A 12,826-nucleotide genomic window follows, 5' to 3' on the forward strand; every position below is an offset into this window, starting at 1 on the left:
CGTTTATTGTTCCTCCTTCATTGCCTGACTAAAGCGTTGGTCATCCCAAACATCGACTCCAAGCTCCTGAGCCTTAGTGAGTTTGCTTCCCGCTTTTTCTCCGGCAATGACAATATCAGTCTTTTTTGAAACACTACCTGTTACTTTAGCTCCATGTGCTTCTAACCAGTCTTTTGCCTCAGTCCGGGTCATCTCCACTAATTTTCCGGTTAAAACAACCCGTTTACCATTCCAATCGCTCGACTCATCGACTGGTGTAGTCGAGCCAAGATAAGTAAAGTTGAGGCCGGATTGACGAAGCTCCTCAATTAATGACTGAACCTGTTCATTAGCAAAATACGTTTCTACGCTTTCACCAATTGTCGGACCGATTCCATCAACAGCGGAAATTTCATCGGCACTAGCTCCCATTAACTGATCCAAATCATTAAAATGAGCCATAATCAGGCGTGCTGCTTTGGCGCCAACATGACGAATACCAAGTCCGAATAAAAGGCGCTCGACAGAATTATTACGACTATTATTGATCGATGTCAATAAGTTTGTCGCCGATTTTTCACCAAATTTATCTAAAGTTAATAATTGTTCTTCTGTTAAGGCATAAAGTCCCGCAACATCGTGAATCAGCTTCTTATCCCATAACTGTTCAATAATCTTTGGTCCGAGGCCACCAATGTCCATTGCATTTCGTGAAGCAAAGTGTGCTAGTCCCTCTTTAATTTGTGCTGGACACATTGGGTTAATGCACCGGAGAGCTACTTCATCATCAAGGTGAACTAGTTCAGAATCACATGCAGGACATTTTGTTGGAATTTGATATGGCTCACTATCAGCCGGTCGCTTACTCAAATTAACTTTAGAAATTTCTGGAATGATATCGCCTGCTTTATGAAGGTAGACAGTATCACCTAACCTAACATCCTTTTCCTTTAAGTAGTCAGGATTATGAAGGGAAGCACGACTAACTGTTGTCCCAGCCAATTGAACCGGATCCATTACAGCAGTCGGCGTTACATTCCCTGTTCGGCCAACAGTCCATTCAATATCACGGATAATTGTCGGCTGTTCCTCTGGAGGAAACTTGTAGGCAATCTCCCAGCGAGGCACCTTAACAGTATTTCCGAGTACTTCTTCAGTCTCAAGATCATTAACTTTCTCCACAATTCCGTCAATTCCGTAGGCTAACTGGTCACGTTTAGCCGTGTATTCATTAATGTAATCTTCTATTTCTTGTCGATTATGAACAACCCGGTTATGCGGATTAACCTTAAAGCCAAGCTCACGCATCCTATCTAAAGCCTCTGCTTGAGTTGTAACTCCCAGCTTTTGATATTCAGGAACATAGTACATAAATGTATCCAAATCACGTTTGGCTGTAACCTTGGGATCTAACTGTCTAAGGCTTCCTGCTGCTGCGTTTCGGGGATTAGCAAAAATTGGTTGACCATCATCTTCTCGTTGTGCATTCAATTTGGCAAATGACTCTTTTGGCATGTAGCATTCACCACGAAATTCAACGGAGAGTGGTTCGGGAAGTTCTTGGGGAACCGATTTTATTGTCCGAACATTTTCGGTAACATCTTCGCCAATATTACCGTTTCCGCGAGTTGAACCCTGGATTAGCTTTCCGTTTTCATAAACGAGCGATAGTGACAAGCCATCGATCTTTAATTCAAGGTTATACTCTGCCTCAACATCAACGTCACGATTTTCCTGTTGACGATGATTAAAGTCCATTAGCTCTTCAATTGAGAAGACATCCCCCATCGACAACATCGGAATCTCATGCCGAACCTTCGTCAGCTGGCTTTCAGCCTCACCACCAACTTGCTGTGTTGGTGAATCTGGCGTTTGCAATTCGGGAAAGCGTTGTTCAATCTGAACAAGCCGTTGGTATTGACGATCATAAACATAGTCTTCCACCGTAGGACTGTCTTGTTCATAGTACTCTTTCCCCCATTGAGCAATCTGCTTTCGCAATGGACCAATTTCTTCTTTTGCCTGATCCAATGTTAATTGTGCAACCGGGATTGATTGATTATCCATTTTATTGGCCTCACTTTAATTAATCAGTAACCTTCTTAATTGGCGCAAAACTAGCCAAAAGTCGTTTAACTCCTTGTTGAGGAAAGGCAATGTCAAGTTCCTTGTCATTACCACTTCCACTAACCTTAACAACGGTTCCTTCTCCCCACTTCTTATGGGTTACCTTATCACCGGTCTTCCAGGAAACCTGGTCAGCTCCCGTTCCCGTATTAGTTACTGGCTTTACTCGTTTTCCAGCACTCCGGTATTGGCGACGCTGCTTCTGCTCTCGATAAGTAGTTGCAGTGGCCGCTTCACCACCAAATGGCAATTTTTGTCCTCCAAGACGCTCAGCAGGCTGATCATTCTCGAATTTAAGAAGGTCAGGATTAATTTCCTCCACAAAACGAGATGGCTGGTTTCGTTGGATTCGGCCGTAAAGCAACCGGGAAAAGGCATTTGTTAGGTAAAGTTTCTTCTTTGCTCGGGTAATTCCAACATATGCAAGGCGACGCTCTTCTTCAAGTTCATCGTCTTCTAAAATTGCCCGAGAAAGTGGGAAAATTCCTTCTTCCATCCCCACAAGAAAAACTACCGGAAATTCAAGTCCTTTGGCAGCATGAAGAGTCATCAACGTAACTGCCGGAGCTTGTTCGTCAACGTCATCCTGATCAGAAACCAAAGCAAGGTCAGCAAGAAAGTTGGTAATCTTTTGAATGTTATTATCATCCTCATCCTTATGCTGCTCATCATATTCTTGGGTAACCGATTTGAATTCATCAAGGTTTTCACGCCGCGCCTGTGATTCAAGACTCTTATCTTGTTCAAGCGCTTTATTGTACCCACTCTTATCTAAGATTTCTTCCGTTAAGTCAGTTAAGTTTAAGAACTCAGCTTGCTTAGTTAAGTTACGCATTAACTGACCAAACTCATCAATTTTAACCCGCGTCCGCGTTGAGATGTTATTTGCAATATCAACGTTTTCTGTAGCCTCAAGGAGTGACCAATTATTATCATTAGCAAATTCTCGCAAATGGTCAACACTGGTCATCCCGATTCCCCGCTTAGGAGTATTAACTACTCGTTCAAAGCTCATTGAATCTTGAGGGTTAACAATTAATGTCAAGTAGGCAAGAATATCCCTAATTTCTTTCCGGTCGTAGAATTTATGGCCACCAACCATGGTGTACGGAACACTACTCTTTAAGAAGGTTTCTTCGATCATCCGTGATTGAGCGTTAGTACGGTAAAGAATGGCAAAGTCATTGTACTTATAATTATTCTTTTCCCGTTCTTCTTTAATTTTAGAGACAATAAATTGGGCTTCATCGTGTTCGTTTTGTGCCCGGTAGTAAGAAATCTGGTCTCCCTTGCCGTTTTCAGTCCACAACTTCTTTTTCTTTCGGTAAACGTTATTATCGATCACTTCGTTAGCCGCGTCTAAAATTGTCTGAGTTGAACGATAATTTTGTTCCAGCATTACTGTATGTGCTTGTGGATAATCATGTTCAAAGTTTAAAATGTTATTCATGTTTGCGCCACGCCAACCATAGATACTCTGGTCAGCATCCCCAACAACGCAAAGGTTCTTGTATCCCTGAGCAAGCATGTTAACTAACTTATATTGAGCATCGTTAGTATCCTGATACTCATCGACATGGATGTAATGAAACTTATCTTGATAGAATTCCAGAGTCTCTTGATCCTTTTCAAAGAGCTCAATTGTTTTCATAATCAAATCATCAAAGTCTAAGGATTGATTAGCCTCTAGTTCCCGTTGATAGAGTTTGTACGCGCGAGCAACCATGTTCTCAAACATGCTATTGGCTTCTTTTGAGTAGTCATCAGGGGTTTGCAATGCATTCTTAGCATTAGAGATTGCACTGAGGATACTTCGGGGATCGAATTTTTTGGTGTCAATATTTAATTCTGCACAAATCCGTTTCATTAATGTTCGTTGCTCACTGGTGTCAGCGATCGTAAATGCTCGGTTATACCCCAGCTTTTCAATATCGCGTCGCAGAATCCGTACACAGAGGGCGTGAAATGTGGAAACCCAAATGTCACGAGCACTCTCACCTAAAAGCTTACCAACACGTTCTTGCATTTCTCGTGCGGCCTTATTCGTAAACGTGATCGCAAGAATATTCCAAGGAAGCACACCCTTTTCTTCGATCAGATATGCAATTCGATGAGTTAGTACTCGAGTCTTTCCTGAACCAGCTCCAGCCATTACTAAAAGTGGCCCCTCTGTTGTTAAGACTGCTTCGGTTTGCTTATCGTTCATGCCGTCTAAAAGTGCTTGACTATTCACGCCTATTTCCATCCTCTCTAAATTTCAATCGGCTCATATTATACCAAATTTTCAACTTCTTTTGGTCGTTTTCGAACATATGTTGCAAAAATAAAACTGAGCTTAAGACTTTTGGTGAGCAGTCTCAGCTCAGTTCTTATTTATTTTTCTTGCTCTTCATTATCTGACCCTGAATTTGGCAATGTTTTATTCCAAACCTCAGTATCATCAACCTGGTTTCGTAAAGCATCCAGGTCAGTATCGCCAGTAACCCAAACAAAACCAAGGATTCCTGCTGGATCAGCAGTATCAGTATCACTATTAAAGAAGCGGAACTTCCAATTATTCTTAAGAAGCCACTGACGACGAATAGCAACGGACTGGTAGTTCCGGATAATCATTAGTAATGCCGTCTGCAACTGTCGAATAACATGTAATGGCATTCCAACACTTGCTCGCAATTGTTGTTCGTACTGATCCACATTTGTCGTATTGTCATAAACATTTGCAATTGATGTTAGTCCTAATTCAATGTTCTTAACGTAAAGTGTCCCAGTCGAAGTTACATAAAAATTAACCGAGAAAACACCGGTATACTGAAGTGAATCAGCAACACTCTTAATAATCCGGTGCATTTCTTGTAGCATGTCATCCGCAACCTCAGCAGGTGAAGCCACTGAAATTAATTGCCGGTCCTCATTATATTCCAATTGTGCTAAGGGAAAAATTTCAACTTCGCCATTAGCACAAGCAGCAGTTAAGGTATATTCTGCCGTGTGGTCAATCCACGATTCCAGTAGATAGGTTCCTGTATCAATAAAGTCTGCAGCCCTGGTAATGTCAGATTGACGTTTAATCATCATTGATTGTTCACCGATCCCCCGTTGAATTGGCTTCAGAAGGGCCGGATAACCGATTGAGTCAATTGATTGGTAAACATCATCTAAACCAATAACAGTAACATAGGGAGCAATATTAATATTGATTTGATCCAAAAATGCCCGTTCCATTAACCGGTCTTGAACAATTTCCAAACCGTTAATGCCTTGTGGAATTGCTGCATATTGGCCAAGAAAACGGATCACAGTAGAATCAATGTTAGGTGTTTGATAAATGATAGCATCACAAGCCTCACCGAATTCGGTAAGTTTTTGTTTGTCATTATAAGCACCATCAATTGTAAAATCTGCCATCTTAGTAATGTCCGGTTGAGAACGATCAACGTAAACACCAACATTAAAACCAGCTTTTTTAGCAGCTGCAATCATCGCTACCCCGTTACGGTTAATTCCAATAATTCCTAAAGTACTGCCGGGAAAAATTGTATTACTCATTTAATTCTCCTCTCTGCACTATCATTAATCTTCCATAAAGGTTACCTTACCATCCGCTAATGATTTAATCCTTGCTAGTGATTCAACTCGAATACCACGATCTTTTAATTCTTGAGCTCCAGGCTGGAAACTCTTCTCAATCACAATCCCAGCACCAGCAACATCAACGCCAGCTTGATCAGCAATCTCTAGCATTCCTTCAACTGCCTGTCCGTTAGCTAAGAAATCGTCAATCATTAAGATCTTATCATTAGCATCGACATATTTTTTAGAAATAGAAATTCGATTGGTTGTCTTTTTTGTGTATGAATAAACATCAGCAGTATACATATTCTGGTTCAGGGTCAAACTTTTGTGCTTTCGTGCAAAAATTACCGGAACCTTAAGTGCCAAACCAGTCATCACCGCAGGAGCAATTCCTGATGATTCAACTGTCCAAACCTTGGTAACTCCCTCATTAGCAAATAGCTTTGCAAATTCTTGACCAACTTTAAGCATCAATTCTGGGTCAACCTGGTGATTAAGGAAAGCATCAACTTTTAAAACATTTCCTGGAAGAACCGTTCCGTATTGTTCAATTTTCTCTTGTAATTCTCTCATAATACAAACCCCTCTTGATTATTTATCATAATTATATAACTTATACGTTTGAATGACTGAAATAAGCTTCTTAGCATAGTCTGGATCGGTAGCGTAGCCAGATTGCTGCAGAGCTTTTGCTGCCTCTTCATAATTAGCAGCCTTAACAACTCGATCATAATTCTGCCGATTCATATCAGTTCCTTGAAGCATTAGCCGGGTATGATCCTTAATCGATTCATCCCAACTACTATAAACACGAAAACGGTCCTTAATGACAATCCATTTACCACCAGTATATTCTTTAGTTGTCATAACTTTTGAATTAGCACCAGTTCCCTTAATTCCGAAAAGATTATGATACTGAGTAGCTAATTTACTGGTACCCCAATTAGATTCAAGGATCGCTTGGGCAATCGTAATTGACGCATAGACATGGTATGTATTCTGCATTGCTTGTGCTTCTGGAGCCACCTGCTTAATAAATAACTCTTTAGCTTCACGATCCCGTTTCAGTGCAGCCTGTTCAATACGTTGCTGGTTCCAAATTCGGTAAAAGTGGTGACCAACATAAACACCCAGGAACAATATAATAATAACCAATAACCACACAAAAACGTTCCCATGTGATTTTCTCTTCCTCGTTCTTCTCCGCCGCCGTTTTGCCAAAAGCTATGCCTCCCTTATTTTCACTACTAACTATTGATTGTAGCAAAATAAGCCTTGTTTGGGAGAATATTTTAGTATTTTAAATTTAAAAATAAGAAAAGGGCTGGAATTTTATCCAACCCCCGTTAGTTAATATGATTGAAATTTGCTCCTCAAAAACTCGCTAGTCTTCCGCAAGTTCTTCACTGAGTTACGATCACTCATTCTAGTGGAATTGCATCCCACCATCAACAATGATCGTCTGTCCAGTAATGTAATTTGAATCAGGGCCAGCTAAGAAGCCAACAGCATTGGCAACATCTTCTGGTTCAGAGAGCCGTTTTAAAGCAATGTTCTTAGCAAATGTCTGCATTCCCCATTCATCACTCTTACCAGCATTCTTTCCTACTTGGTGGGCAATATCAAACATCATTGGTGTCTTAACAATTCCTGGAGCGTAGGCATTAACAGTAATGCCTTCGTCAGCCAAATCACGAGCAGCTACTTGAGTAATTCCCCGAATAGCGAACTTAGTACCAGAATAAAGTGCTAAGTTTGGATTACCAACAACCCCAGCTTGTGAGGTGGCATTGATGATCTTTCCACCGTGACCTAACTTATTAAATGCTTGGTGTGCAGCTTGGATTCCCCAAAGAACACCCCCAACATTTACTCCATAAACCTTTTCGAATTGTTCAGGAGTAATTGTATCAATTGGCGTAGTTGGACCAAGGCCAGCATTATTAACAACTACATTTAAATCACCAAAATGATCAACAGTCTTCTTAACCGCAGCGAATACAGCATCACGATCAGAAACATCCGCAACGATTGGTAAAGCTTCACCACCCTTTTCTTCCAGTTCCTTAGCAGTTTCCTGTAGTTTATTTTCTTCCAGGGCAACTAAAGCAACGGAAAAGCCATCGTTAACTAACCGTTCTGCAATTGCCTTACCAATACCTTGACTACCACCAGTAACTAAAGCAACACGTTTTGCCATAATTTAGCCTCCTTATATTAGTAAGCGGTTACAACAACTATATTATACGTCTTTTAAATTAAAGATAAAAGAAATACGATTGTGTATGTGTATAAAAAAAGAAGTTGGACAAAAATCCAACTTCTTTTTTTGGAAGCGATAAATCGAATATTAACGCTTACTAAATTGAGCAGCCTTACGAGCCTTCTTAAGACCTGGCTTACGACGTTCCTTCATACGAGGGTCACGAGTCAAGAGACCGGCCTTCTTCAAAGCGTCACGGAAGTCAGGGTCAACTGCGAGTAATGCACGGGCGATACCGTGACGTACTGCACCAGCTTGACCAGAGAAACCACCACCATTAACGTTAGCTAAAACATCGTATTGACCGTCAGTCTTAGTAACATTAAATGGTTGGTTAACAATAGCACGTAAGTTGGCAAATGGAATGTAGTCTTCAATTGCCTTGCCGTTCATTGTAATCTTACCAGAACCTGGTACTAAGCGAACACGCGCAGTAGCGTCTTTACGCCGACCAGTACCACTGTATTGAACTTGTTGAGCCAATTCCATTCCCTCCTTAAATTAAGTTAGTAATATCGAGTGCTTCAGGCTTTTGTGCTGCATGACTGTGATCTTCACCAGCGTATACATGAAGCTTTAAGCCCATCTTACGACCAAGAGAATTGTGTGGAAGCATACCCTTGATTGAGTGTTCCAATAACTTCTCAGGTTCCTTAGCACGGAAGTCACCAGCAGTCCGTTGCTTCAAACCACCAGCGTAGTCTGAGTGACGGTAGTAAATCTTGTCAGTAGCTTTCTTACCAGTTAACTTAACTTGCGCAGCGTTGATAACAATAACATTGTCACCAGTATCAACGTGTGGAGTGTATGTTGGCTTGTTCTTACCACGCAAAATTGATGCGACGACAGCAGAAAGACGACCCATTGGGACATCCTTTGCATCGACAACGTACCACTTGCGATCAACTTCACCAGGTTTTGCGATGTATGTCGTTCTCACGATTAAGTCCTCCAATTTTGTTTTTCTTTTACATATAATAGTGTACCGAGTTATTAGATGGAAAAGAAATACCAAGTGCTAGTATACCTTGTTACAACCACTTCGTCAATCACTTTCCCGATCATTCCCGTAATCTACTGAAACTAAATATAGGCCGCTTGCGGGAGCAGTCATCCGAGCTTGTGTCCGATCTTTAGCTGCTAATACACGTTTAACATCATCAACAGGTCGTTGCTTACTGCCGATTTCTAAAAGAAAGGCCACCATGATCCGAATTTGATTATAGAGAAAGCCGTTCCCAGTAAAGTCAAAAACAACCTCATTTCTTAATTTATCCCGTTTGATATCTATTTTATAAACGGTTCGAACATTGCTTTTAGCTTGGCTTCCGGAGGCTACAAAGCTAGTAAAGTCATGTTCGCCAATAAAGTTCTTAGCAGCCTTTCGCATTAACGTTAAATCCAATGGATATTTAAAATGTGCTGTATAGTTTCGCTTAAAGGGATTAACAAATTCTCCTTGATCCACTCGGTAACGATAAGTCTTATTATGAGCACTATACCGGGCATGAAAATCGCTATCGACTAATTCTGCTTTTTTTATCAGAATATCAAGCGGCAAAATACTATTTAATGCCTTGCGCATTGATTCATTACTCAGGTGGTATGGAATATCAAAATGAGCAACCTGATTTAAGGCATGAACTCCAGCATCAGTTCTCCCTGATCCAATTACTGGAATTTCAGGGGTTGGATGCTTAGCAATCTTGTTAACCGCATTTTTTAAAACCTGCTCTACCGTTCTTTTATGCGGCTGAATTTGAAAGCCGGAAAAATTTGATCCATCGTAAGCAAATGTTATTTTGTAACGATACACAATGAAAACTCTCCTCGCTAAATTAAGTTTAAAATCCCAATTACAACATCAGCCATAAGCATCAACAATAATGCAACGGTATCTCCTTTGTGCCAGGATAACTGGCGATATTGAGTCCGTGGACGCTCTAATGAATATCCCCGCGCTTCCATTGCTGTTGCTAAGTCTTCCGAATGCTGAAACGAATTCACAAATAATGGAATTATAATTGGAATAAGGTGCTTTAGCCTCGTTATTAAGTTTCCTTGGTGGAAATCCATTCCCCGTGACCGCTGAGCATTCATAATTATCTTAATATCTGCCATAATTGTCGGAACAAATCTTAATGCAATTGATAACATCAGGGAAATCTTATCTACCGGAACTCTTAACCATTTTAACGGAAAAATTAACCAGGAAAATGCTCCAGCTAACTGCAGAGTTGGCGTGGTTACCGTGAGAATCGTGGATGCTGTAATAATTACCGTAAACCGATAAAAGATTAAAAATGCATTCTTTATTCCGTCACTTGTTATCGAAATCCAGCCATAATGCCAATACATCTGACCGCCGCTACTGAATAGGACCTGTAGACAAACAGTTATTAGGATCACAATTAAAAATGGCTTTATCCCTGTCCAATACATCCGAAGAGGAACCCGGCTTATAATCAGCGTAATTAGCAAAACAAATGATATCCAAATCGCTGGCCATAAATGATTAGCAAAAAAAACACTGATAACATACCAAATACAAAGAATTAATTTAGTCCGGGCATCTAAACGATGAATTGGTGAATTTAGCGGAACATAGCTTCCAAAGACAACCATGTTACCCATTTGCCATTCCCCCATTCTTTAATCGTTCAATCAGGTTTGCAGACAGTTCATCCAATGATAGAGGCAATCCGCTCAAACCAATTTCCCGGGAAATTTGAATGCTTTTAGGAGCCAACAAGTTACTCTTTTTTAACAATTGCTGACTACTAAAAAATTCTTGTGGACTACCATCAAACGTAATCTGCCCATCGTGAAGTGCAACAATTTGGGTTACTAATGATGTAACCATTTCTAAATAATGAGTAATCATAATAATGGTAACTCCACGTTGGTTCAATTCTTTAATAATGTTGAGTAACCGTTGAACAGCCAAGGAATCAAGGCCAACTGCGGGTTCATCTAAAATTAAAACTTCAGGATTCATTGCCAGTACTCCAGCAATTGCAACTCGTCGTTTTTGTCCACCAGATAGTGAAAAAGGAGATTGTTTAAGAATCGTCGGTGATAATTGAACGGTTTCTAACGCCTTCATAATTGACTTATTTATTTTTTTCTGAGGCCAACCAAGATTCTGTGGCCCAAACGCTAAATCATCACGAACAGTTTGCGCAAATAGTTGGCGCTCAGGAAATTGAAAAACAAAACCAATTTTTTGGCGAAATAGCTCCTGTTCTCTTTTGGATGTTTGATTATTAATTAACCGTCCATTGACGACTACCTGTCCTGATGTTGGAAGAGTCAAGGCGTCAATTAAGTTGACCAGGGTTGATTTACCACTGCCAGTTTGGCCAACCAACACAGTAAATGCTCCATCCGCAATCTTTAAATTAATATTACGCAGTGCTTGATGAGCGAGAGGCGTCGTTGGCTGGTAAATAAAGTTAACATTCCTTAATTCAATTTTTGCTTTAGCCATCGAACCATTTCCCCCGTTGTTATGTATTCTTGAGGAGCCTTTATTCCTGCATGGATTAACTTCTCTCTAATTTGCTCACCAGCTGCTGGTGTCAGTTGAAGCTTTCTTAATAATTGATGATTTGATAAAACCTTTTTAGTAACATCATTTGCTACTACTTTACCTTGATCAAGGATCAAAATATGATCAGCCAGTTCTGCTTCATTAAGGTCGTGGGTAATCATGATGATTGTATACCCCCCATCATGATGAAGAGTTTCTAGTAGCTTCATAATTGATTCTCTTCCCACTGGATCAAGCATGCTAGTAGCCTCATCAAAGATAATTATTTTAGGCTTTACTGCTAACACTCCCGCAATAGCAATTCGTTGTTTTTGACCACCAGAAAGATCAGCAATTAAACTATCTTCACAATCAATCATTCCAACACTCTTTAAAGCTTGCTTAATGATCGTTGGCATTTCTTCCGGAGCAACATTATAATTTTCTAAACCAAAAGCAACATCTTCGGCAACTGTTGAGCCAACGAATTGGTTTTCCGGGTTTTGAAAAACCATTCCAACCAACTTATGAACTGTTTCTAAATGCTGTTCATTTACTTCTAAATCACCAATTAGAATTTTTCCCTTACTTGGTTGAAGAAGGCCATTAAGAAGACGAACAACCGTACTCTTCCCACTTCCATTATGACCAACAATTGAGATCCATTTATTTGTCGGCAAAACAAATGATTGATTATCTATTAGTACCTTATTAGAGTCAGGATATTTAAATGTGACATGGTTAAATTTAATCTCTTGCATCTTTTTTATCCTTTACGTTAATACTTATTATTTTAACAGAGAAAGCAAAAGAATTTAAAAATAAAAAATCACTTACCAGAGAAGTGCACGGTTAATCCGCATTCAAGCTAGACTAGGGAATAATCCCACCATCGTAACGCTCTATACTTCAATGATAGTGATTCTTTATTACGTATTAATAAACTTTTGATTAACGAAATGTTAGTCAACGAATTCTAAGATAACCATCTTAGCACCGTCACCACGACGAGGCATAGTCTTCAAAATCCGTGTGTAACCACCATTACGTTCAGCATACTTAGGTGCTAATTCTTCAAACAAGTTTTGAAGAGCAGATTGAATACGGATGTTGTCGCCATCTTCCTTAACATCAGCAACAACGTTCCGAACAAAAGCAGCTGCCTTACGACGTGAAGCTAAATCGCCACGCTTTGCAAGGGTAATCATTTGATCAGCAGTCTTACGAACTTCCTTAGCACGAGCCTCGGTAGTAGTAATCCGACCATTAACAATTAAATCAGTAGTTAAATCACGTAATAAAGCCTTACGTTGTGAACTTGTACGTCCTAATTTACGGTAACTCATGAAGTT

At 40.1% G+C, this 12,826-nt stretch carries 13 protein-coding genes; all 13 read right to left on the bottom strand.

Going from position 1 to position 12,826, the window contains the following annotated elements:
* Positions 1-3: 3 nt before the first annotated feature.
* On the bottom strand, positions 4-2,046 hold the full coding sequence (gene ligA / locus N4627_RS07295; protein ID WP_260964496.1) for an NAD-dependent DNA ligase LigA: 2,043 nt from the start codon (positions 2,044-2,046) through the stop codon (positions 4-6).
* Between the two features lie 19 nt (positions 2,047-2,065).
* Entirely contained in the window at positions 2,066-4,351 is a 2,286-nt protein-coding gene (pcrA, locus tag N4627_RS07300; protein ID WP_260964498.1) for a DNA helicase PcrA, read from the bottom strand.
* Between the two features lie 128 nt (positions 4,352-4,479).
* Complete coding sequence (locus N4627_RS07305; protein WP_191336941.1) at positions 4,480-5,652, bottom strand: ATP-grasp domain-containing protein; 1,173 nt, start codon at positions 5,650-5,652, stop codon at positions 4,480-4,482.
* A 24-nt stretch (positions 5,653-5,676) separates the two neighbouring features.
* Complete coding sequence (locus N4627_RS07310; protein WP_056974557.1) at positions 5,677-6,252, bottom strand: xanthine phosphoribosyltransferase; 576 nt, start codon at positions 6,250-6,252, stop codon at positions 5,677-5,679.
* Positions 6,253-6,270: 18 nt separating this feature from the next.
* Positions 6,271-6,900: a glycoside hydrolase family 73 protein gene (locus N4627_RS07315; protein ID WP_191336940.1), complete on the bottom strand. Its 630-nt coding sequence runs from the start codon at positions 6,898-6,900 to the stop codon at positions 6,271-6,273.
* A gap of 205 nt (positions 6,901-7,105) precedes the next feature.
* Positions 7,106-7,879, bottom strand: a complete 774-nt coding sequence (locus N4627_RS07320; RefSeq protein WP_003716686.1) for a (S)-acetoin forming diacetyl reductase — start codon at positions 7,877-7,879, stop codon at positions 7,106-7,108.
* Between the two features lie 150 nt (positions 7,880-8,029).
* Entirely contained in the window at positions 8,030-8,431 is a 402-nt protein-coding gene (gene rpsI / locus N4627_RS07325; protein WP_056974559.1) for a 30S ribosomal protein S9, read from the bottom strand.
* A gap of 7 nt (positions 8,432-8,438) precedes the next feature.
* A complete protein-coding gene (gene rplM / locus N4627_RS07330; RefSeq protein ID WP_040530816.1) occupies positions 8,439-8,882 on the bottom strand; it encodes a 50S ribosomal protein L13 in 444 nt (147 codons plus the stop codon).
* Positions 8,883-8,987: 105 nt separating this feature from the next.
* Positions 8,988-9,758: a tRNA pseudouridine(38-40) synthase TruA gene (gene truA / locus N4627_RS07335; protein WP_003716682.1), complete on the bottom strand. Its 771-nt coding sequence runs from the start codon at positions 9,756-9,758 to the stop codon at positions 8,988-8,990.
* A gap of 17 nt (positions 9,759-9,775) precedes the next feature.
* Positions 9,776-10,576, bottom strand: a complete 801-nt coding sequence (locus N4627_RS07340) for an energy-coupling factor transporter transmembrane component T family protein (protein ID WP_124031877.1) — start codon at positions 10,574-10,576, stop codon at positions 9,776-9,778.
* Positions 10,569-11,432, bottom strand: coding sequence for an ATP-binding cassette domain-containing protein (locus N4627_RS07345; protein WP_191336939.1), 864 nt, complete (start codon positions 11,430-11,432; stop codon positions 10,569-10,571). Before N4627_RS07345 ends, N4627_RS07340 begins: the two co-directional genes overlap by 8 nt.
* The gene (locus N4627_RS07350) at positions 11,408-12,235 is read right to left on the bottom strand and encodes an energy-coupling factor transporter ATPase (protein ID WP_260964504.1); all 828 of its coding nucleotides are present in this window, start codon (positions 12,233-12,235) and stop codon (positions 11,408-11,410) included. The genes N4627_RS07345 and N4627_RS07350 overlap by 25 nt, the downstream gene beginning before the upstream one ends.
* Before the next feature lie 201 nt (positions 12,236-12,436).
* Positions 12,437-12,820, bottom strand: a complete 384-nt coding sequence (gene rplQ, locus N4627_RS07355) for a 50S ribosomal protein L17 (protein WP_003716678.1) — start codon at positions 12,818-12,820, stop codon at positions 12,437-12,439.
* Positions 12,821-12,826 lie beyond the last annotated feature (6 nt).

It is taken from the genome of Limosilactobacillus vaginalis (assembly GCF_025311515.1).
Taxonomy (GTDB): Bacteria; Bacillota; Bacilli; order Lactobacillales; family Lactobacillaceae; genus Limosilactobacillus; species Limosilactobacillus vaginalis.